The organism is Actinoplanes sp. NPDC024001, from assembly GCF_040638955.1.
GTDB lineage: Bacteria > Actinomycetota > Actinomycetes > Mycobacteriales > Micromonosporaceae > Actinoplanes.
Window position 1 is genome coordinate 1 of the sequence record NZ_JBEZZB010000180.1, and the last position, 19,570, is coordinate 19,570.

The 19,570-nt window shown below is 72.8% G+C and carries 23 protein-coding genes; 13 read left to right on the forward strand and 10 right to left on the reverse strand.

The features are described from left to right. Nucleotides 1-1,025 (reverse strand): LuxR C-terminal-related transcriptional regulator (locus AB0F81_RS42690; protein ID WP_360208183.1); only part of this gene is annotated, 1,025 nt, incomplete at its 3' end. A 98-nt stretch (nucleotides 1,026-1,123) separates the two neighbouring features. Between AB0F81_RS42690 and AB0F81_RS42695 the strand changes: the two genes are divergently transcribed. Both AB0F81_RS42695 and AB0F81_RS42700 read left to right on the forward strand, forming a co-directional pair. Further along, entirely contained in the window at nucleotides 1,124-1,477 is a 354-nt protein-coding gene (locus tag AB0F81_RS42695) for a VOC family protein (RefSeq protein WP_360208186.1), read from the forward strand. Then, entirely contained in the window at nucleotides 1,474-2,094 is a 621-nt protein-coding gene (locus tag AB0F81_RS42700; protein WP_360208189.1) for a glyoxalase, read from the forward strand. Before AB0F81_RS42695 ends, AB0F81_RS42700 begins: the two co-directional genes overlap by 4 nt. Here the strand turns inward: AB0F81_RS42700 and AB0F81_RS42705 are convergent. Continuing rightward, nucleotides 2,081-2,434, reverse strand: a complete 354-nt coding sequence (locus AB0F81_RS42705; protein ID WP_360208192.1) for a DUF4440 domain-containing protein — start codon at nucleotides 2,432-2,434, stop codon at nucleotides 2,081-2,083. The two genes, AB0F81_RS42700 and AB0F81_RS42705, sit on opposite strands and share 14 nt — an antisense overlap. Before the next feature lie 78 nt (nucleotides 2,435-2,512). On the opposite strand from AB0F81_RS42705, the gene AB0F81_RS42710 reads away from it, so the two are divergent. Continuing rightward, on the forward strand, nucleotides 2,513-3,310 hold the full coding sequence (locus AB0F81_RS42710; RefSeq protein ID WP_360208195.1) for a MerR family transcriptional regulator: 798 nt from the start codon (nucleotides 2,513-2,515) through the stop codon (nucleotides 3,308-3,310). Nucleotides 3,311-3,376: 66 nt separating this feature from the next. Beyond that, nucleotides 3,377-3,769 (forward strand): VOC family protein, encoded by a 393-nt coding sequence (locus AB0F81_RS42715; RefSeq protein WP_360208199.1) that lies wholly within the window; start codon nucleotides 3,377-3,379, stop codon nucleotides 3,767-3,769. On the opposite strand, the gene AB0F81_RS42720 is transcribed toward AB0F81_RS42715, so the two are convergent. The 3 genes from AB0F81_RS42720 to AB0F81_RS42730 all read right to left on the reverse strand — a co-directional run bounded on the left by AB0F81_RS42720 (nucleotide 3,747) and on the right by AB0F81_RS42730 (nucleotide 6,219). After that, nucleotides 3,747-4,325 carry a dihydrofolate reductase family protein gene (locus tag AB0F81_RS42720; RefSeq protein WP_360208201.1) on the reverse strand — a complete coding sequence of 193 codons (579 nt, stop codon included), beginning with the start codon at nucleotides 4,323-4,325 and terminating at the stop codon, nucleotides 3,747-3,749. The genes AB0F81_RS42715 and AB0F81_RS42720 overlap by 23 nt on opposite strands. Before the next feature lie 157 nt (nucleotides 4,326-4,482). After that, nucleotides 4,483-5,073, reverse strand: a complete 591-nt coding sequence (locus AB0F81_RS42725; protein WP_360208203.1) for a TIGR03086 family metal-binding protein — start codon at nucleotides 5,071-5,073, stop codon at nucleotides 4,483-4,485. A 12-nt stretch (nucleotides 5,074-5,085) separates the two neighbouring features. Then, nucleotides 5,086-6,219 carry an epoxide hydrolase family protein gene (locus AB0F81_RS42730; RefSeq protein ID WP_360208206.1) on the reverse strand — a complete coding sequence of 378 codons (1,134 nt, stop codon included), beginning with the start codon at nucleotides 6,217-6,219 and terminating at the stop codon, nucleotides 5,086-5,088. Nucleotides 6,220-6,361: 142 nt separating this feature from the next. Between AB0F81_RS42730 and AB0F81_RS42735 the strand changes: the two genes are divergently transcribed. The 6 genes from AB0F81_RS42735 (at nucleotide 6,362) to AB0F81_RS42760 (ending at nucleotide 12,650) form a co-directional block, all read left to right on the forward strand. Then, a complete protein-coding gene (locus AB0F81_RS42735) occupies nucleotides 6,362-7,957 on the forward strand; it encodes a serine hydrolase domain-containing protein (RefSeq protein WP_360208208.1) in 1,596 nt (531 codons plus the stop codon). Nucleotides 7,958-7,976: 19 nt separating this feature from the next. Next, the gene (locus tag AB0F81_RS42740; protein ID WP_360208211.1) at nucleotides 7,977-8,645 is read left to right on the forward strand and encodes a response regulator transcription factor; all 669 of its coding nucleotides are present in this window, start codon (nucleotides 7,977-7,979) and stop codon (nucleotides 8,643-8,645) included. Then, nucleotides 8,642-9,697 carry a HAMP domain-containing sensor histidine kinase gene (locus AB0F81_RS42745; protein WP_360208213.1) on the forward strand — a complete coding sequence of 352 codons (1,056 nt, stop codon included), beginning with the start codon at nucleotides 8,642-8,644 and terminating at the stop codon, nucleotides 9,695-9,697. The genes AB0F81_RS42740 and AB0F81_RS42745 overlap by 4 nt, the downstream gene beginning before the upstream one ends. Nucleotides 9,698-9,758: 61 nt before the next feature. Further along, nucleotides 9,759-11,795 (forward strand): BTAD domain-containing putative transcriptional regulator, encoded by a 2,037-nt coding sequence (locus tag AB0F81_RS42750; protein ID WP_360208216.1) that lies wholly within the window; start codon nucleotides 9,759-9,761, stop codon nucleotides 11,793-11,795. Further along, nucleotides 11,792-12,475, forward strand: coding sequence for a tetratricopeptide repeat protein (locus tag AB0F81_RS42755; RefSeq protein ID WP_360208219.1), 684 nt, complete (start codon nucleotides 11,792-11,794; stop codon nucleotides 12,473-12,475). Before AB0F81_RS42750 ends, AB0F81_RS42755 begins: the two co-directional genes overlap by 4 nt. Then, a complete protein-coding gene (locus AB0F81_RS42760) occupies nucleotides 12,459-12,650 on the forward strand; it encodes a hypothetical protein (protein ID WP_360208222.1) in 192 nt (63 codons plus the stop codon). Before AB0F81_RS42755 ends, AB0F81_RS42760 begins: the two co-directional genes overlap by 17 nt. On the opposite strand, the gene AB0F81_RS42765 is transcribed toward AB0F81_RS42760, so the two are convergent. Next, entirely contained in the window at nucleotides 12,634-12,759 is a 126-nt protein-coding gene (locus tag AB0F81_RS42765) for a hypothetical protein (RefSeq protein WP_360208225.1), read from the reverse strand. The genes AB0F81_RS42760 and AB0F81_RS42765 overlap by 17 nt on opposite strands. A gap of 284 nt (nucleotides 12,760-13,043) precedes the next feature. Here AB0F81_RS42765 and AB0F81_RS42770 point away from each other — a divergent pair, with 284 nt between their 5' ends. After that, on the forward strand, nucleotides 13,044-13,874 hold the full coding sequence (locus tag AB0F81_RS42770; RefSeq protein ID WP_360208228.1) for an ATP-binding protein: 831 nt from the start codon (nucleotides 13,044-13,046) through the stop codon (nucleotides 13,872-13,874). Nucleotides 13,875-13,886: 12 nt separating this feature from the next. Here the strand turns inward: AB0F81_RS42770 and AB0F81_RS42775 are convergent, their stop codons facing one another. Next, the gene (locus tag AB0F81_RS42775) at nucleotides 13,887-14,312 is read right to left on the reverse strand and encodes a DUF5994 family protein (RefSeq protein ID WP_360208230.1); all 426 of its coding nucleotides are present in this window, start codon (nucleotides 14,310-14,312) and stop codon (nucleotides 13,887-13,889) included. Between the two features lie 289 nt (nucleotides 14,313-14,601). Here AB0F81_RS42775 and AB0F81_RS42780 point away from each other — a divergent pair, with 289 nt between their 5' ends. Together AB0F81_RS42780 and AB0F81_RS42785 are read left to right on the forward strand one after the other, a co-directional pair. Next, entirely contained in the window at nucleotides 14,602-15,627 is a 1,026-nt protein-coding gene (locus AB0F81_RS42780) for an acyl-CoA desaturase (RefSeq protein ID WP_360208233.1), read from the forward strand. A gap of 135 nt (nucleotides 15,628-15,762) precedes the next feature. Next, nucleotides 15,763-16,173 (forward strand): hypothetical protein, encoded by a 411-nt coding sequence (locus AB0F81_RS42785; RefSeq protein ID WP_360208235.1) that lies wholly within the window; start codon nucleotides 15,763-15,765, stop codon nucleotides 16,171-16,173. Nucleotides 16,174-16,176: 3 nt separating this feature from the next. Here the strand turns inward: AB0F81_RS42785 and AB0F81_RS42790 are convergent, their stop codons facing one another. The 3 genes from AB0F81_RS42790 to AB0F81_RS42800 form a co-directional block, all read right to left on the reverse strand. Beyond that, on the reverse strand, nucleotides 16,177-16,908 hold the full coding sequence (locus tag AB0F81_RS42790) for a GAF and ANTAR domain-containing protein (RefSeq protein WP_360208237.1): 732 nt from the start codon (nucleotides 16,906-16,908) through the stop codon (nucleotides 16,177-16,179). Nucleotides 16,909-16,944: 36 nt separating this feature from the next. Next, a complete protein-coding gene (locus AB0F81_RS42795) occupies nucleotides 16,945-17,742 on the reverse strand; it encodes a GAF and ANTAR domain-containing protein (protein WP_360208240.1) in 798 nt (265 codons plus the stop codon). Between the two features lie 63 nt (nucleotides 17,743-17,805). Then, nucleotides 17,806-19,570: acylase (locus AB0F81_RS42800; protein WP_360208243.1), on the reverse strand; the 1,765-nt coding region annotated here is incomplete at its 5' end.

Below are 19,570 nucleotides of genomic sequence, written 5' to 3' on the forward strand. Positions count from 1 at the left end.
AACGGCGCGACGAACACCGCGACCCGGCGCAGCAGGGCCAGGTCGTCGCCGGTGAGCAGCGCCTGGCTCCAGTCGAGCATCGCCCGCACCGAGCGGTGCCGGTCGTCGGCCCGGTAGCCGCCGACGAGCAGCCGCAGGTGGTCGGCGAGGCCGGCGAGCAGCCCGTCGAGCCCGAGCGTGGGCAGGCGCGCGGCGGCCAGCTCGATCGCCAGCGCCACGCCGTCCAGTTTCCGGCACAGGTCGGCGACCTGATCGGCCTGCGCTGCCTCGACGGTCCCGCCCACGGCCGCGGCCCGGTCGCGGAACAGGGCGACCGCGTCCGACTCGCCGTCCAGCGACAGCGGCGGAACGTGGTAGACCCACTCGAACGGCACCATGAGCCGGGCCCGGCTGGTCGCCAGCACGCTCACCTGCGGGCAGCGCGCCAGCAGCCGCTCGGCGAACGGCGCCACCCCGTCGGCGAGATGCTCACAGTTGTCCAGCACCAGCAGGGCGCGCCGGTCGGCGAGGGCGGCCGGCACCGAATCGTCGATGCCGCGGCCCTGCTGCTCGCCGAGGCCGAGCGCGGCCGCGACCGCCGCCGCCACCATGCCCGGGTCGGTGACCGGCACCAGGTCGACGAACCACACCCCGTCCGGGAAGGCGCCGGCCAGGTCGGCGGCGACGGCCAGCACCAGCCGGGTCTTGCCCACCCCGCCGGGACCGACCGCGGTGACCTGGCGGTGCGCGGCGACGGCGGCGCGCAGCTCGTCGCGTTCCCGGGCGCGGCCGATGAACGGGCTCAGGGGCGCCGGCAGGGCGACCGGCGCCTGCGACGGCCGGGTGAGTGCGGTGGCGAGGCCGGCGAGCGCCCGGCGGTCCGCCGCGCCGAGCTTGCGCAGCAGCGACGACACGTGGGTCTCCACGGTGCGCACCGAGATGAACAGCTGGGCGCCGATCTCGGCGTTGCTGCGGTGCTCCCCGACCAGGGCCAGGATCTCGGCCTCACGGGGCGAGATCCCCGCTGCGGCTGGCTGCTTCGACACGCGGGCATTGTCCCGTACGTCTCGGGGCTCTTTCTCCGTGGTGTTCTCCGTGCTCGGCACGGATGCCGGCCGGGCCCGGCCGGCGGCAGGCTTTCCCCATGTCCATCAAGACGATCATCGTTCCGGTACGGGACCTGGCCGCCGCCAAGGCGCTGTACGGCACCGTCCTGGGCGTGGAGCCCTACGCGGACGAGCCGTACTACGTCGGTTTCCGGGTCGGGGACCAGGAGATCGGCCTGGACCCGCACGGACACCACCACGGGATGACCGGTCCGGTCGGCTACTGCCACGTCGCCGACGTCACCGCGAGCCTGCGCGCGGCGGTGGCGGCGGGCTGGCGCACCCGTCAGGACGTCAAGGACGTCGGCGCCGGGCAACGGGCCGCCGTCGTCGAGGACCCCAGCGGCAACGTCCTCGGCCTTCTCCAGACCTGCGAAAGGAACCCGTCATGACCAGCATCGACCACATCACCCTCGAGGTCGCCGACCCCACGGCCGCCAAGGTCTTCTACACCGACGTCCTCGGCCTGGGCGCCTGGGTACGCGTCCGGGCCGGCGAGGAGCCGACCAGCGGCTTCCGCGGGTTCACCCTGTCGCTGATCGTCTCCCAGCCGGCGGACGTCCGGGCGCTCGTCGACGCGGCGGTCGCCGCCGGCGCCACCACGCTGAAGCCGGCCGAGAAGTCCCTGTTCGGCTACGGCGGTTCCGTGCGCGCCCCGGACGGGACGATCGTGACGGTCGCGTCGCAGTCGAAGAAGGACACCGGCCCGGCCACCCGGCAGATCGACGACGTGGTGATCCAGCTCGGGGTGGCCGACGTGGCCGCCGCCAAACGCTTCTACGTCGCGAGCGGCTTCACCGTCGGCCGCAGCTTCGGGAGCAAGTATGTCGAGTTCGCGGCTGCGGCCGGCACGGTGAAGTTGTCGCTGTTGAAGAGAAAGGCCCTGGCCAAGGCCGCCGGGGTCGGCGAGGACGGCACCGGGTCCCACCGGGTCGTGTTCGGCGGCGCCGCCGCGCCGATGACCGACCCGGACGGCTTCGTGTGGGAGCCGGCGGTCACGGCGCGATGACCAGCTCGGTGATCAGGTCGCCGTCGAGTGTGAAGCGGTAGTTCAGCTCGGCGACACTGCCGGGGAAGTCGCCCTCCAGGCGGTTGGTGGCCACCCAGTGTGTGTCGTCGAGGCGCTGGGCGCCGATGAGCTCGGTCGTGTAGCTGAACTCCGCGCCGGCGTCGCGCAGGAAGCCGAGGATCTCGCCGGTCCCGCGGAAGGAGCGGCCCTCATCGGTGACCACCGCGGCCGGGGCGAAGGCGCGCAGGGCGGCCTCGGCGTCGCGGGCGGCGTGCGCGGTCAGGTAGCCGCGGATCACGGCGGGGAGCTGGCTGGGCTGGATGCTGGTCGGTGTGGTCATGGCTCGACGGTGCCGCCTCTCCCGCCGGACGGGTCAAGCCGAAAACTCTCCCGCAGGGGGAGGGTGCACACTTCAGGCATGCTGGCGATCGGCGAGTTCTCGCGGCTGACCCATCTGAGCGTGCGCACGCTGCGCCGATACCACGAGGCGGGCCTGTTGGAGCCCGCCGCCGTGGACGACGCGACCGGCTACCGCTACTACCGCGCCGACCAGATCCCGGTGGCGCAGATCATCCACCGGCTGCGCGAGCTCGACGTCCCGCTGCCGGAGGTGCGGCGCATCCTGCGCTCGCCGGACCCCGATGCGCGCGGCACCCTGGTCGCGAACCACCTGCGCCGGCTCGAGGCGGAGCTGGACCGCACCCGCGCGGCCGTGGCGTCGCTGCGCCGGCTGCTGCAGCCGGAGCCGACCGCGCTCGAGGTCGAGCTGCGCGCGGTCCCGGCCACCACGGTGGCCGCGATCGAGGACGACGTCGACCACGATGACGTCGTCGCCTGGTACGCCGGCGCCATGGCCGAGCTGGACGCCTTCCTCGGGGAGCCGGCCGGCGTCCCGGGCGGGCTGTACGACAACGCGCTGTTCGAGAAGGGCCGCGGGCACGTGCTCGTCTACCGGCCGGCGGCGGAGCCACCGCACCGGGGCCGGGTGCACCCGGTGGAGCTGCCGGCCGTCGAGCTGGCCGTCACCACGCACGCCGGGGAGCACGACGACATCGACGTCACCTACGGCGAGCTCGGCGCGTGGGTGGTGGCCAACGCGCTCGCGGTGGCCGGGCCGGTGCGGGAGCACTACCTGGTCGGCCCCCGCGACACGCCGGATGCGGCGGCCTGGCGCACCGAGATCGGCTGGCCCGTCTTCCGGGTGGCCCCGCACTGACCCGAGCGTTCTTGTCGTACCCCGGGGGCATGCTGCCGGCAACGAATCCTTCGGCGGAGGTGCGACATGCGGGAGACGACCAGCGCGACGATGGCCGGTTCGATCGGGTGGTTCGAGATCGGCTCGGCCCACCCCGATCAGGCGCAGGAGTTCTACGGCCGGTTGTTCGGCTGGCGGTTCGCGGCCGGCACGTCGGCCGGTTTCGACTATCGCGACATCAGCACCGGCGCCGGTCATCCCGTGTCGGGTGGGCTGCTGAACACCGGTGGTCAGGTCCCCGGCTATGCCATCTTCGTGATCCTGGTCGATGACGTCGCCGCGACCTGCGAGCGGGTGGTGGAGCTGGGTGGGCGGGTCGACCTCGGGCCGCTCACCACGGAGACGGGGCTGGCCGCGGCCTACCTCAGCGACCCGGACGGCAACCGGTTCGGTGTCTTCACGCCACCGCCGGCTCCGTGAGGGTGGCGGGGAGCGGCCGGTAACGGACGTTGAGTTCCGCCAGCGGGTCGTCCTGCAGCGTGGCGTGCAGCCGGATCGGCCTGCCGCCGGGCTTGTCGTAAAGCCGGATCCCGTCGCCGAGCAGCACCGGCGCGATGTGCAGGTCGATCTCGTCGATGAGGCCCAACTCGAGCAGCTGCCGGCCGATCGAGGCCGAGTGCACCTCGATGTTCTTGCCGGCGGCGGCCTTGCGCGCGATCCGCACCGCCTCGGCGGCGTCGCAGTTCAGGAATGTGAAGCCGGGCGCGGGAGCGGCGTCCTCGGGGTGGTGGGTGAGCACGAAGACCGGCCCGTCCCAGTCGCCGTAGGGTTTTCCGTGGCCGAAGGCGTCGAAGCCGTCGCGGCCGGCGATCACGGCGCCGAGGGTCTCCACATACGGCTCGATGAGCCCCGGCTGGTCGGACAGCCCCTCCAGCCAGTCCATCGAGTGGCCCGGCCCGGCGATGAATCCGTCGAGGGACATGCTGAAGTGCCAGAGCACCTTCCCGTCCGCAAGGGGCGGTGTGAAGTCGCGCATCGTGACCTCCTCCATTCGGCTGCGGATACCGTCACCGTAAGCTAACCGGTGGCATATTGCAATCGGTTCGGAGGGGGGAGGGAGGGAGGCCGGCCGGGCGCGCCGGCGATGAACGCGAGCGCGGCCGGCCGTTCGGGACGAGGCCCGGCGCTGCCGGTCAGTTGCCGTCCGGTGTCCAGTGCGGATCGCGCCCGAGGTAACGCAGCAGGGTGGCCGCCGGGTCGTCGCCGGCCTCCTCGGGCAGGGCGGGGGCGTAAGCGAAGCCGCGCAACGGTTCGGCCGTCGCCCGGGCGGCCGGCAGCAGCTGCTCGGCCAGGGCGGCGGTCAGCGGTGTCGGCTGGCCGGTGGCCACCGCGACGTCCCAGGCGTGGACGGCGGCGTCCAGGGCGCAGGCGGCGGCCGCCAGCGCGGGCGTCATCTCCGGCACGGGTGGCAGCGGTGTGCGTACCGATGACGCTGCCGGGTCGACGCCGGCCCAGGCGCCGGCGGCCGCCTCGATCGCCTTGGCGATCGTGTCCTGCACGCCGGCGTCAAGCCGGTGCGGCGGATCGAAGGGGTTGTAGGACGGCAGGGCGGCGGATCCGACCGTGGACGCCCAGGCGTGCTGGTCGCCCGCGGCGTGGTAGAGCACCTGCGCCACGGTCCACTCCGAACACGGGGTCGGCGCGTCGAGCCGGTCGGTGCCGGCGGCCACCGTGGTGACCTGGCGCAGCGCCTCGAGGGCGGTGGTGAGTACGGAGAAGGTCACGGGTGTTTCCTTTCAGGCGAGCGCCGCGAAGAACCGGCGGATGTCGTCGGCGAGCAGGTCGGGAGCGTCGTGCGTGGCCCAGTGCCCGCCGCGGTCGTAGGTGTTCCAGGCGACGATGTTGTGGTGGTCGCGCTCGGCGAATCGGCGCACGGCGCGGAAGTCGGAGGCGAAGGCGGCGAGCCCGATCGGCACAGTAGTGGGTCCGGCCGGGTCGGCGGCCTGCGCGGCCCGGCGGTTCTCGTAGTAGAAGCGGGCGGCCGAGGCGGCCGTGTTGGTGAACCAGTACAGCGACGCGTTGGTCAGGATGTCGTCGGGGCTGAGCGCGGTGCCGAACAGCTGACCGGTCCAGGCCAGCTGCCCCGCCGGTGAGTCGGCCAGCGCGTGCGCCAGGGTCTGCGGTTGCGCCTGCTGGGACCGGTCGTGGATGGCGTGCTCGGCGAACGCCTGGCCGAACTTGAGCGCGCCGAACTCCTCGCCGGTGAGCCCGTCGAACTCGCCGGCGTCGCCGCGCGGGAAGGAGAAGATCTGCGTGACGTGCACGCCGATGACGTGCTCGCGGTCCAGCTCACCCAGCAGCGGCGAGACGATCGCCCCGGCGTCGTTGCCGAGTGCGCCGTAGCGGTCGTAGCCCAGCCGGCGCATCAGCTCCGCCCACGCGGCGGCGGTCCGCCACGCGCTCCAGCCGTGCTCGCGGGTGGGCCCGGAGAAGGTGAATCCCGGCAGCGACGGGATGACCAGGTGGAAGTCCTCGGTCAGCGGGCCCACGAGTCCCAGGTATTCCACGAAGCTGTTGGGCCACCCGTGCGTGAGGATGAGCGGGACGGCGTCCGGGCGGGCGGAGCGCACGTGCACGAAGTGGATGCGCTGCCCGTCGATCTCGGTGGTGAACTGGGGGAACCGGTTCAGCTCGGCCTCGCGGGCTCGCCAGTCGAACGAGGTGCGCCAGCGTTCGACAAGGTCGCGGACGTAGGCGCCCGGGACCCCGTACTCCCATCCCGGTGGGACGGGTGCGCCGGCGCCGCCGGCGATGACCTCCTTCTCGGGCAGCTCCTCGGCCCAGCGGGTGCGGGCCAGCCGGCCGGCCAGGTCGTCGACGTCCACTTGCGGTATCGCGATGCGGAACGGGGTGATGGCGGGATCGGGCACAGCGGTCGCCTCTCTGCCGGGCGGGCAACACCGACGCCGAACATAGGTGCGGCCGCTTGCGCGCCGCTGACGTCGCGCTCACGCCTTCTCGTTCACATCCCGTTCGCAGCCTCGTTCCTAGCCTCGCGGAATGACAAGCGGCATGAGAAGCGGCAGGAGAAGAGGAAGGACGGCGGCCCTGGTGATCGCCGCGATGCTGGCCGGGACGGCGGCCTGCACCGCCGGCGAGAAGCCGCCGTGTGACGAGAAGCTGGCTGCGGCGTTCGGCGCGTGGGCCCGGGCCGGGTTCAGCGGCGCGGTCGCCGTGTCGACCGGTGGCCGCTTCGACTGCCTCGCCGGCTACGGCACGGCCGACGACGCCACCGGCGCCCGCAACACCGCCGACACGGTCCACAGCATCGGGTCGGTCAGCAAGGCGGTCACCGCCACCGCGATCCTCCAGCTCGCCGAGAGCGGGAAGCTGTCGCTCGACGACCGGGTCGGCAGGCTGGTGCCGGCGATCACCGGGCCGGTGGCCGAGGCGACGGTACGCCAGGTGCTGCTGCACACCAGTGGGATCGGCGGGTCGGTCGGCCCCGATGACCGGCCTCTCGACCGGGCCGGCGCGATCGCCGCGATCAACCGGCTCCCGCTGGCGTTCCCGCCCGGCACGGACGACGCGTACTCCAACGCCGGGTACACGCTGCTGGCGGTCGTGGTCGACACGGTGTCGGGTATGTCGTACCGCGACTACACCCTCGCGCACGTCCTCACGCCGGCCCGGGGCCGGCCGTCCGGCTACTTCGGCCCGCCCGGCACGTACTGGGCGACGGAGGGCAACGGCTCGCTGACGATGACCGTCAGGGAGCTCGCCACCTGGACCCACGCGCTGTTCCGCGGCGCGCTGCTCGCCCCGGAGCCGACCCGGCTCGCCGGCGAGCCGGGGCACCCGGTGGGGGAGGGCCGGTCGCACACGCTGGGCGGCTGGGTGGCCTTCGACGCCTCGGTGTACGGCAAGCCGATCGTGGCCATCGCCGGCGGAGGTGGCGACACCGGCCACAACACGGCGGTCGTGTGGATCCCCGAGCGGGAGCAGGTGATCGTCCTGTCCTCCGACCGGCCGGCGCTCACCGCCGAGGAACTGCTGGCCGCGACGGTGCCGGCCCTGGTGGCCGGCAACCCGCTGCCGACGCCGACCACGCCGGCCGCCGGCGGCGACCCGGCCGCAGCCGCCGGGAAATATCGGCTGGAGACCGGGGGATCGTTCGAGGTGACCGTCGCCGGCGACCGGCCCAGGATCGCGGCCCTCGGCGCGGACGCGGTGGCGGCGCTGTTCCCGCCACGCGGCCGCTTCTCCACCGGCGACCTGCGGGCGCACGAGAAACGCGTGCTCGCCGTGCTCGCCGGCCGGACCCGGGAGGGCCGCGAGGAGCGCGAAGCCGTGGAAGCCGAACACGGACCGATCACCGCGGTCGCCGCCGGCGGCACGGTCGTCGCCGACGGCGAGATGCGCACCTATGTCACGGTGACCACTCGCGACGGTCCGCGGCTCGGCTGGTACGCGGTCGGCGAGCACAGCACCATCGAGGGGGCGGAACTGCCGACCGAGCCGCCGGCGCTGACGCTGGTGCCGAGCGGGGCCGGCGGATACCGCCCCGACGATCCGGCCGGAACCGGCCCGGACGTGACTCTCGACTTCACCGGCGGCAAGCTGACCGTCTCCGGGCCGGCCGGAACGGCCACCGCCCGGCGGCGCTGAACACGGAAGGGAGCACACGGTGCGAGTGCTGCTCGTCGAGGACGACCCCGACCTGGCCGAGGTGGTCGCGCTGGGCCTGCGCAACGAGGCGTACGCGGTGGACGTCGCCGGAACCTGTGCGGCCGCCGAGGAACTGCTCGCCACCACGACGTACGACGTGGTGTGCCTCGATCTGGGCCTGCCGGACGGTGACGGCCTTGCTCTGGTGCGGCGTGCCGCCGCCGATCCGTCCCTGCGCAGGCCCCGGCGCCACCTGGTGCTGACCGCCCGCGACGCGGTGGCCGACCGCGTCGCCGGGCTCGACGCCGGCGCGGACGACTACCTGGTCAAGCCGTTCCACTTCGCCGAGCTGCTGGCGCGGCTGCGGGCGCTGAGCCGCCGCGAGGACAGCGCCGGATCGACCCTGCGGGTGGGTGAGCTGACGCTGGATCTCGCCACCCACCGGGCCTGGCGGGCGACGACGCTGCTCGACCTCACCGCGCGGGAGTACTCGCTGCTGCGCTACTTCATGCACCACCCGGGCGAGGTCCTGCCGGCCGAGACGCTGCTCGAACACGTCTGGGACGCCCACGCCAACCCGTTCACCTCGTCGGTGCGGGTGATCCTCAGCCGGCTGCGGCGCAAGCTCGGCGAGCCGGCGCTGATCGTCACGGTCACCAACGCCGGCTACCGGTTGCTGGCGCCGTGAGGCTCCCGGTCTGGCGGTCGCTGCGCACGCGGTTCGCGGTGCTGGGTTTCCTGGCCATCTACGTGCCCGTACTGCTGCTGTTCGGTGTGGTCCTGGTGAGCGACGTCGAGGCCGAGTCGTCCGGCGGTGGCGAGCTGGTCACCAGCACCTCCGGGCACCGGTCCGGCTGGGTGCTCGTGACGGTGCTCGCGCTCGCGCCGGTGGCCGCCGCGCTCGCCTGGGGCCTGGCCGGGCGGGCGGTGCGCGACATCGACCGGGTCCGGGCCGTCGCCGAGCGGATCGAGGCGGCCGATCTGACCCGGCGCGTCGGGCTCGACCGCGGCCCGAGCGAGGTCGTGCGGCTCGCGTCGAGCATCGACGCGATGCTCGGCCGCCTGGAGCAGGCGGCCGAGACCCAGCGCCGGCTGATCGAGGAGACCAGTCACGAGCTGCGTACGCCGCTGGCCGTGCTGATGGCCAACGCCGAGGTCCTGCTCGCCCATCCGAACCCGTCGCTGGAGGTGTACCGGCGCGGACTGCGCAACACCGCGACGGCGGCCGCCCGTCTCCAGGCGACCATCGACGAACTGCTGGTGGACGCCCGGGGCCGGGCACGCACGATCGCGCGGCGCCCGGCCGACCTGATGGCCGTGGTCCGTGCGGTGGCCGGCGACGTCGGGGTGCTCGCCGCGTCCCGCCGGATCGACCTGGCCGTCACCGGCCCGGAGACGGCCGAGTGCGCCTTCGACGAACCGACCGTGCGGCGGGCGGTGACGAACCTGGTCGACAACGCCGTGCGGTACGCGCCGGCCGGCACCGCGGTGCAGATCAGCGTCGAGGTGGGGGAGCACGAGGTCGCCGTGGTGGTGACCGACCACGGCGCCGGCATCCCACCCGGCGAGCAGGAGGGCGTCTTCCGGCGTTTCTGGCGCAGCCGGACCGACGTCGCCGGCACCGGGCTGGGCCTGCCGATCGCCAACCAGGTGGCGCTGGCGCACGGCGGTGAGCTCACCCTCGCCTCACCCGGGCCGGCCGGCGACGGCTGCGCCTTCCGGTTCACCCTGCGCCGCTGAGACCGCCGGTGGCGCCCGGCAGGTACTTTGTATCGCTGCATCTACCGCACAAGGGGAGCCAGTGGCGGCGGTCATCCATTTCCGCGTTCTGGGAAACCTGGAAGTACAGCGCAACGGCGCGCCCGTCGTCATCTCAGCGGCGAAGCTGCGGATCATCCTCGCGTCGCTGCTGCTGCGCGCCGGCCGGGTCGTGCCGGTCAGCGTCCTGGTCGACCGGTTGTGGGAGCACGAGCCGCCGGCGGAGGCGCGAGCGGCCCTGCAGACCTATGTCGCGCGGCTGCGCCGGCTGCTGGGCGCCGACGCCGCCATCCACATGCGCACCGGCGGGTACCTCATCGACCTGCCGGCGCGCTCCTGCGACCTGCAGGAGTTCGACGAGCGCCTGCGGGCCGCGCGGACAGCGCTGGACCGCGACGACCGGGCCGCCGCGCTCGAGGCGCTGCGGGCGGCGACCGCGCTGTGGCGCGGTCCGATCCTGGTCGACGTCGACTCGGCGGCACTGCACCGCGAGGAGGTGCCGCAGGTGCAGGAGCGGTACCTCGAGGCGGCCGTGCGCCGGTTCGACCTGGAGCTGGAGCTCGGGCACGACCAGGCGGTGGTCGAGGAGCTGCGGGCACTCGCCGCGGCGTACCCGTTCCAGGAGGGGCTGCGCACCCACCTGATGCGTGCGCTCTACCGGTCGGGACGGCAGGCGGAGGCGCTGAAGGTCTACCGCGACGTCGCGGCGCTGCTGCGTACCGAGCTGGGTGTGGATCCCGGACCCGAGCTGCGGGCCGTGCACCAGGCGATCCTGCTCGGGGAGACGGTGGACGGCGGCGCGGCACCGGGTTCCACGGCGCTGTGCCAGCTGCCGCCGGCGATCGGCGACTTCGTCGGCCGCGTCGAGCAGGTGGCCGGGATCGCCGGCCTGCTGACCAGCGGCGGTGCGCCGGCGACCGTACCCATCGTGGTGGTGAGCGGGGTGGCCGGTGTGGGCAAGTCCGCGCTCGCCGTGCACGTCGCGCACCGCGTCCGGGACCGGTTCCCGGACGGCCAGCTCTACGTCAACCTGGGCGGCGGTGGCCCGGCGCCCAGGGACGTCGCGGAGGTTCTCAGTGAGCTGCTGTACGCGCTCGGGTTGCGCCCGGACGCCCAGCCGCACTCGGTGCAGGCGCGGGCGGCGACGTTCCGGGCGCGGGTGGCCGACCGCCGGATCCTGATCGTGCTGGACGACGCCGCCGGCGCCGGGCAGGTGGCGCCGCTGCTGCCCGGTACGGCGGGTTCCGCCGTACTGATCACCAGCAGGCGGTCACTGGACGAGATCCCGGCCGCCGGTCGCCACCGCCTGCAGCCGTTCTCCGTCGCGGAGGGGATCTCGCTGCTCGCTCAGATCCTCGATCCGCACCGCGTCGCCGGCGAGCGGCCGGCCGCGGAGGAACTCGTGGACCTGTGCGGCCGCCTCCCGCTGGCGGTGCGCATCATCGGCGCGAAACTCCAGCCCCGGCCCACCCTGCGGCTGAGGGTGCTGGCCGACCGGCTGCAGGACGAGCACCGGCGCCTCGACGAACTGGCCGTGGGGGAGCTGGCGGTCCGCTCGGAGCTGGCGGTCGGCTATCGCGGGCTGGCCGGGCCCGTCCAGCTGGCGCTGCGCCGGATGGGTCTGCTCTCCGGCGAGTCGTTCGCCGCATGGACGCTCGGCGCGGTCCTCGACGGCGGTGACGGCGAGCGTGCCGTCGAGCAGCTCATGGCCGCCGGGCTGCTGGAGCCGGCCGGCCTCGACCCGACCGGCCAGTTGCGGTACCGGCCGCACGACCTGGTCGCGCTCTTCGCCCGTGAGCTGGCCGGCGGCGAGGACGAGGCGGCGGTCCGGGCCGCGCATCGCCGGCTGCTGGACACGTACGTCGTCCTGGCGCACAGCGTGCATCCGCGGGTGCTCCGCAAAGATGGGCTGCCGCCCGACCCGCTGCCGGAGGGCATCACCGCCGGGCCGGTCGACGTCGCCGGCCTGACCGCCGACCCGGGCGCCTGGCTGCAGGCCGAGCGCGGCCAGCTGTGTACGCGGTCACGCAGGCGTGCCGGCTGGGCGACTACGCCAGGGCGGCGCTGCTGGCGGACATGATCATTCCGCCGCTGTCGATCCGCGGCGGGTACGAGCAGATCGTCCGGGTCCGCGCGACCGTCCGCGACGCCGCCCGCGCGGCCGGGGACGAGCGGGTCGCCAGCCGGCAGGCAAGCAGCCGGGCGGATGTGCTGCTGTCCCTCAGCCTCGACGAGGCCGCCGCGGAGTTCGAGGAGGCGTCGGCCGTGTTCCGCCGCCTCGACCTGCGGCACGAGCTGGTGCACAGCCTCACCGGTCTGGCGTTCGCCCGGATGTTCCAGGGGCGGCCGGCGCTCGCGCACGCGCGGGAGGCCACCGAGATCGCGGACGCCACCGGCGACCCGAACGACATCGTGCTGGCGCTGCGTACCCACGCCGACACGCTGGTCCTGCAGGACCGCCCGGCCGAGGCCGTGCCTCTGCTGGACCGGGCGCTGGCGCACGCGGAGACGCTCTGGAACACCGACAGTCACCGCGCCCTGCTGGTCCGCAAACTGGACTGCGCGATCTCACTCGGCGAGCTGAAACTCGCCGACTCGACGTACGCGCAGGCGCGTGCGGTGACCGACGCGGTCGACAAACGCCCACGGGGTCGGCTGGCTGCTCGTGCACCACAGCCGGCTGGAACGCGAGCGCGGCGACGTACCCGCCGCCATCACCGACGCGCGCGAGGCCCTGCGGCGCATGGTCGAGGCCGGTGACCCGCGCGGGGTGTTCATCGCGAATCTGCGCCTGGCCGAAGCGCTGCTGGCCGGCGGTGACTCGCCGGGCGCCGCCGCGCTTCTCCGGACTCTGCTGGACACCTCGGACGCGGCCTCGGTGCCGCTGCTCAAGGCGAAGGCCGAGGCGCTGCTCGGCGTCACTGCTGCGGGATGACGGCGGTCGCGACGACGACGCTGTTGACGACAGTCGCCCCGCCACGGCCGGGTTCGGTCAGCACATGATCGCCGAGCGCGAGGTCCGCGAGAACCGCTCCCGCCAGCACGTAGGCGCGTCAACCGTAGGCCGGGCAGGCCGAGCCGGAGTGCCGAACGGGGGACGGCACCGCGCTCTGCGTCCGGGCGGTATAGCGTTGGCCTCGCGGCGGTGTGGCCTCATCGTCGCTCGCTGCTCCAGACCTCGGTAGCGCACCGTTCCAGCCGGGTGCCCCTGGAGTAGTCGTGACTGTCGTGACGCACCGTAGTTCGAAGTCTGCGGGACTGACCTGCCGATCCGCTGATGTGCCGACGCATCAGAACAACGCGCGCGGCTTCGGCGGGCGGTGAGGACGTGGAACGGCGCGAACGGATACGGCCGCTTCAGCCGCCGTATCTCATGACGACGGGGACCGACGGTCGCGGGGTGTCGGTGGGGGTCGTCGCTGATGCGAGCAGCACCGTGGTCGAGATGAAGGTGTACGGCCAGTGGTCACGACAGCTCGGCGATCAGGTCACCGCCGGCTTGCGGCTGTGCCTGGCCGGGCCGTCCGAGGCGCTCATCATCGATCTGCACGAGGTCGGCGATCTGCACGGGGTCAGCCTGCGGTACTGGTTGGCGGCACAGCGGACGGCGCGGACCAGATCGGCACCGGTACACCTGGCGCTGTGTGCGCCCTCGGCGACGATGCTGGACTACCGGTTGCGCCATCACGAGATGGACCCGACCCTACTGTTCGCCACGATGGCGGAAGCCCGCATCGCGATCGTCGGCAGGCTGTGGCGCAGACACTGGCGGCAGATTCGCCTGGCGCCGCATCCGGCCTCCGTGCGGACGGCTCGTGAGCTGGTCGCGCAGGTGTGTCAGGCCTGGGAACTGCCCGATCTGCGACACGATGCCGCACTGATCATGTCCGAGCTGGCCAGCAACGCGGTCGAACACGCCGGCACCGAATTCGTGGCCACCGTGTTCCGGCGCGGCCGCGATCTGCATCTGGCCGTCCGGGACCTCGACATCCGCTATCCGCGCCTGAGCGGGTCGGTGCCTGACAGCTCACCGACCTCGCTCGCCGAGCGCGGACGTGGCCTGGGCCTGGTTCACGCCGCCGCCGTCGGGTGGGGAGCGATGCCGGCGCTGGGGGGCAAGGTGGTCTGGGCGACCGTGACCGGCGACTCGGACGGATAGCGGCGGGGCCGGTCAGGTGACGCGTTCGATATCGGCGAGCAGCTCGGGCGCGTGGCGTTTGTCGTCGGCGTCGGCCGCGGCGGTCAGGGCGGTGTCGGCCGATCCCCGGCTCGCGTCCGGCGGGATGACCAGCAGGTCGAAGCGGTCGCGTCCGTAATCGCTCAGCACGGTGATCAGCCCGGCCGGCTGGGAGACGTACCAGCCGAGCCGTGTCGCCGAACGGCCCGCGGCGGCCCGCGGGGGATGCGGCAGGTCCCATTCGGCGGGATTCAGCAGCACGTGCGTGATCTCACCGCGGCGATCGGACAGGGCTGTCACCAGGGCCGGGATCTCGGTGGTCACGTCGGTGGAGTGGGGCCACCAGGCCCCGTCGAGGATGGTGGTCCCGGAGGGTTGGGAGTTCAGCCGCAGTCGTGCGGCGTCGGCGGTCCGGTTCATCGGTCGGCCTTCCTGTCGGCGACGTCCGCGCCATCAAGAGGCGGGCGCGGTGCGCTCGTCGGGAGACGTCGAGAAGCCGGGGTGTCACTCCACCGTACGCCCCCTGACACCGTTTGCCGGGTGTGCGGCCTGGGTATTTCCCGTGCACCGGCTGTCCAGACTCCCGCAGCCTTCGTCATCAGCTTCCGCTCTCCCACACGGTGGTTCCGTGCCCGGGGAGCCCGTTGCGAGGGAGTCGCGCGATGAGCGTCCCCAGTCCTGTTGCCGGCACGCCCGCACCACGCTGCCCATGACGTCCGCGACGGAGCGGCCGAGGACCGCCGGCAGTGACTTCGCCGCACTGAACCGGCGCATCACCGACGCGGGCCTGCTCGAGCGGCGGCCGGCCTACTACGCCGTACGGATGACTGTCGTGGGCGTGATGTTCGCGGCAGCGTGGGCAACCGTCTTCCTGGTCGGCTCGTCGTGGTGGCAGCCGGCCGTCGCCGGGCTCATGGGTGTCACGTTCGCGCAGGTGGCGCTGCTCGCGCACGACGTCGCCCACCGACAGGTCTTCCGGACGCGCGGAACCAGCGAACTGGTGGGCCGGCTGATGGGCAACGTCGGGATCGGGATGAGTTACGGGTGGTGGGTGGACAAGCACACCCGGCATCACAACAACCCCAACCATGATGATCTCGATCCGGACGTGCAGCCGGAGTTGCTGATCTGGGCCACCGAGTCGGCGCTGGGCCGGCGTGGGCTGAAGGGCTTCGTCAGTCGCCACCAGGCGGGGTTGTTCTTCCCCCTGCTGACGCTGCTCAGCATCGATCTGCGGATCTCCAGCATCAAGGCGCTCCGGCGCCCCGGCATGAGGCATCGCGGGCGGGAAGCCGCCTTGATGGCGCTGCACGTGGTGGCCTACCTGAGCGTCCTGCTCGTGGTGCTGTCCCCGCTGCAGGCGCTCGCGTTCTTCGTCGTGCATCAGGCGGTGTTCGGGGTGTATCTCGGGATGACCTTCGCGCCGAACCACAAGGGGATGCCGCATCCGACCGGCGACGAGGACTACCTGCGCAAGCAGGTGCTGACGTCGCGCAACGTCACCGGCGGCCGGCTGATCGACATGGCGCTGGGCGGGCTGAACCATCAGATCGAGCATCACCTGTTCCCCGCGATGCCCGCCCCGAACCTGCGCAGGGCCCGGCCGATCGTCCAGGCGTACTGCGCTCAGGTGGGCATCCGATACGAGGAGACGACGCTGGTCGAGTCGTACCGGCAGGCGTTGCGTCACCTGCACGAGGTGGGCGCCCCGCTGCGCGCAGACCGGCGACGTTGACGCCGGCCGCCTTCCCCTAACGGAGGAGAACACTGCTCTCGGCCACGGTGATGCCGTAGCGTCAGCGTTCGCGAGGACTCGCGTGTCGCTCCAGACCTCGGCGGCAACCCCGTTCGGCGTTGCACTGGAGCACTGATGAGAGCGTCTGCCCGCGGCCCGTTTCAACCGTCACCTGTTACCGTCATCGGCGACGGCTCGAGCGAGGTGGTGTTGCTCGACGCTGTCTCGCGCGGCAGCGTGCCCGCCTTCCTCGCCCTTGTCGACCGGACCTCGGCGGCGGTCCGTGCCGTGCTGGCCGAGATCCCGCCCGGACACGGCCGCAACGAGATTCTCGCGGCCAGTTACCTCGAGGTGTGGTGGCTGGCGGGCTGCCACCTCGAGGCGGATCTCGACGTCACCGCATGGATCACGGGCATTGCCCGGCGGCGGGTCGCGGACGCCGGCATCGATCCGCCGGCGCAGGGCGAACGGCTCGGGCCCGGCTACGCCGAGCTGGAGTTCGCCGCCCTGTTCCGCCGCCCGGTCGGCGACCCGCTGTGGGAATGACGGTCAGGGCTGCATCAGGTCGGGCAGCGCGGACATATCGGTGACGATCAGCTCCGCCACCTCGGTCAGCCGCCGGTTGTTGTTCCGGGCGTAGGCGCGGATCAGGCGGAAAGCCTCATCGACGCTGACCCCGTGCACCTGGGCGAGGGCGCCCTTGGCCTGCTCGATGATGATCCGGCTGTTCAGGGCTCCCTGCAGTTGCTCGGTCAGCGCCTCACTGCGGCGGATCGCGCGTTCCTGCATCAGGCCGATGGTCGCCACGTCGGCGAGCGCCTGCATGATCGGAACATCGGCGGGGTCGAAATCTCCGCCGGTGGAGCTGCCGAAGATGTTCAGGGCACCGATCACCTGACTACGCAGCCGCAGCGGGAACGCGTGCACGGATCGGAAGCCCGCCTGCGCCGCCCGGGGTGCGAAGCGGGGCCAGCGCACGGTCGCCGACGCGAGGTCGACGTTGATCACCGCCTGCCCGGTCCGGAACGCCTCCAGGCAGGGGCCCTGGTCGTTCTGCAGCTGGAACAGCTCGACCAGGCGGACGTTCTCGTCGGAACCCGCCATGAACTCCAGCCGCCCTCGTTCGTCGGCCAGCATCAACCCGGCGGCGGCCGCGCCGACCAGGCTCCGGGCCCGGTCGGTGAGCATGTGCAGGAAGTCCAGCAGGTCGAACTCGTCGACCAGTGTGTCGGCGGCCTCCACGAAGACCGTCGCGAGCCGCTCAGCCGAAACGCTGCTCATGGCCTGCCTCCCGGGGATCCTGTACCCAACAGCCGCTCATTCGTTGTTACCGTCCCATCGCAGCCGACGCTCGAGAACATCGCGGGCGATGTCTTCCAGACGACGGTTCTCGGCATAGGCGTGAGCCCGCATCCGTGCGAGAGCCTCGCCGAGGGATACCCCGAGCTGCATCATGACCATCCCTTGCGCCTGGAACAGCTCGGCGCGGCGCCCGACGTCCAGGACCGTGATGTCACCGTCACGCGGAACCTCGTTCTGCTGCAAGTCGAGCAGCGCCTCCACGGTGAGTTCCGCGACGGTGAGGGCGGTCCGCAGTTCCGCACCGCTCAACGGGCCCACCCGATCGCGGAAGACGTCCATGACGCCGAGCCGCGCGGCGCCGACCTGCAGCGGGAACGCGAAGACGGCGCGGATGCCGTCCTGCTGGGCAGCGGGAGCGTACACCGGCCACCGGTGGTAGCCGCTGTCGGACAGATCCGCTGCGAGCACCGGCCGGCGGGCGGCGAAGGCATCGATGCAGGGGCCCTCACCGAGAACGAACTGCAGCTCTTCGACACGCTCCGCCACCGGGTCCGACGTCGCGCACGCCCCACGGGTCCCGTCGGCGGTCATCACGCTGATGCCGGATCCGCTGGCCGACAGTGCTTCGACCGCGGCGAGACAGATCCGCTGCAGCAGGACGAGGCCGGCCGGCTGCCGGTCGATGAGACGCCGGACATGTGCCCTGCGCTCTTTCTCGCCGCCGTTCGCCGAGGTCATGACGGCGCGGTGGGGGAGGTTCGCCGATTCGAGCCGTGTGCTGACACCAGCACAGCCTTCCCCTTCCCGGCGCACACGCCGGGGGCCGGGGCGGCATGAGCCAACTGATAGGCCTCACGATACTCGCGGGCCGCCGGCTCAGCGTCGCTGCTGACCCACCCGGTACGTGCGCAGGTTCGGATCCGCCGCGATCTGGGCCTCCGTGTACTTGACGGTGTCCCAGCCCTTCCGTGAGTAGAGACGGGTCTGGTCGGCGTACCAGGGTGAGGTCGGGTCGGTCGACTGCGAGTAGGTCAGGATCTGCCGGCCCGACGGACCGTGCGGGCCGAGCTCGACGGCCATCACGTACGACGTCCCGTGCACCACTTTCGGGTAGCCCACGCCCGGCACGAGCGGGTTGGTGATCACGTTGAAGACGCCGGCCTCGCCGCGGCCGCCGTGGATCGGGATCCGGCGCTCGCCCCGGCTGTCGGTGTGGATGTCGCCCCACTTCGCGTCGGGCCGGATACCGGCCAGCCGCTGCACGGCGTCCGCGAGCGCGGTGCGGACCCGCGGATCCGCGGTGTTGAGCCGGCGCGGGGTGTGCACCGGATCGGCGACGTCGAAGGTGTCGGCGAACCGGATGCCACCGGCGAGCGCGAACTCGGTGAACACGTGCGCGCCGCGGCTGTCGAGGTCGACCCGCAGGTCCCAGCGGGCGAGCGCCGCGCAGGCCGCGCCGAGGTCGACGGTCGCGCCGTTCGAGGCGGTCGCGGTGGGTTGCGCCCGGCAGAGGGCGACCAGGTCGTCGCGCACCAGCTCGGCGCCGTGCACCCGGTTGCCGAACATGGTGTGCCACAGCCGGCCGGTGGTGAATCCGCGGCCGGGAAGATCGTCCGTGCCGGCCAGGCGCTGCTCGATCTGGTCCAACCCCAGCCGGGTACGCAGGCTGCGCTCGGTGCGTTCGGCGCCGAGGATGCGCGGGAAGCCCTCCAGCGGCGCGGCCGGGCTGGCCAGCCAGTGGCTGTCGTTGGAGTTGGTCACGTAGTCGTGGCGGAAACGCACCGGCAGGTTGGCCGGGCCGAGAATGCCCGGCACCGCGGCGTCCGGGTCGGCGCCCAGCGCGCACTCCGACCGCGAGCCGTCCAGGACGGCCTGGCCGCTGGTGGCGTAGAGCGGCTGGAACGCCGCGGGGATGCACGCGGCCGCGAGCGCGTGGGTCACCCGGGGGACGACCGAATGGTCGGCGTACAGGGCCTCACCGCGCGCGTCGGCCGCGATCACGTTGACCCACGGCAGGAACTGGTACCGGTCGAGGACCGCCTTGAGCTGGCGGACGTCCCTGGCCTGGCCCATCCGCAGCCATCCGTCGAAGGCGCGGTTGTTCGTCGCGTTGACGTCGGTGACGGCGTACGCGGTCGTCGGCGTCCAGTCGAAGGTGCCCGGCACCACGACGACCGGGCCGAACCGGGTGTCGTACAGGGTCCGGCTGACCGCGACGGTGCCGCCGGCCGGGTCCGGCACCTGCACGGTGACCGTGCGGGCGCGCATCCGCTGGGGCCGGCCGTCGAGGTAGTAGGAGGTGGGGTCGCCCGGCACGAGACTCAGGCGGTGCCACACGAAGCGGCGCGCGGTGGAGACGGTGTGGCTCCAGGCGAGCGTCCGGTTGTGCCCGATCTCGACGATCGGGTCGCCGATCAGCGCCGCCCCCTCGACGTCGTAACGTCCGGGCACCTTGAGGTGCATCCGGTAGAAGCGTTCGGCGCCCTGCCACGGGAAGTGCGGGTTCGCCAGCACCATCCCGCCGCTGCCCGTGGTGGCGCGCGCCCCGAGACCGTACGCGTTGCTGCCGATCCCGGCGCCGGCCCTGGCGAAAGCCGCCACCACCACGCAGCCGGAGCCTGCCCAGCAGGAGCCGAAAGCG

Coding starts and splice junctions, on each gene's coding strand:
- AB0F81_RS42695 (WP_360208186.1), top strand. CDS start 1,124: ATGTCCATCAAGACGATCATCGTTCCGGTACGGGACCTGGCCGCCGCC.
- AB0F81_RS42700 (WP_360208189.1), top strand. CDS start 1,474: ATGACCAGCATCGACCACATCACCCTCGAGGTCGCCGACCCCACGGCC.
- AB0F81_RS42705 (WP_360208192.1), bottom strand. CDS start 2,434: ATGACCACACCGACCAGCATCCAGCCCAGCCAGCTCCCCGCCGTGATC.
- AB0F81_RS42710 (WP_360208195.1), top strand. CDS start 2,513: ATGCTGGCGATCGGCGAGTTCTCGCGGCTGACCCATCTGAGCGTGCGC.
- AB0F81_RS42715 (WP_360208199.1), top strand. CDS start 3,377: ATGCGGGAGACGACCAGCGCGACGATGGCCGGTTCGATCGGGTGGTTC.
- AB0F81_RS42720 (WP_360208201.1), bottom strand. CDS start 4,325: ATGCGCGACTTCACACCGCCCCTTGCGGACGGGAAGGTGCTCTGGCAC.
- AB0F81_RS42735 (WP_360208208.1), top strand. CDS start 6,362: ATGAGAAGCGGCAGGAGAAGAGGAAGGACGGCGGCCCTGGTGATCGCC.
- AB0F81_RS42755 (WP_360208219.1), top strand. CDS start 11,792: ATGATCATTCCGCCGCTGTCGATCCGCGGCGGGTACGAGCAGATCGTC.
- AB0F81_RS42760 (WP_360208222.1), top strand. CDS start 12,459: ATGGTCGAGGCCGGTGACCCGCGCGGGGTGTTCATCGCGAATCTGCGC.
- AB0F81_RS42775 (WP_360208230.1), bottom strand. CDS start 14,312: ATGAACCGGACCGCCGACGCCGCACGACTGCGGCTGAACTCCCAACCC.
- AB0F81_RS42780 (WP_360208233.1), top strand. CDS start 14,602: ATGACGTCCGCGACGGAGCGGCCGAGGACCGCCGGCAGTGACTTCGCC.
- AB0F81_RS42785 (WP_360208235.1), top strand. CDS start 15,763: ATGAGAGCGTCTGCCCGCGGCCCGTTTCAACCGTCACCTGTTACCGTC.
- AB0F81_RS42790 (WP_360208237.1), bottom strand. CDS start 16,908: ATGAGCAGCGTTTCGGCTGAGCGGCTCGCGACGGTCTTCGTGGAGGCC.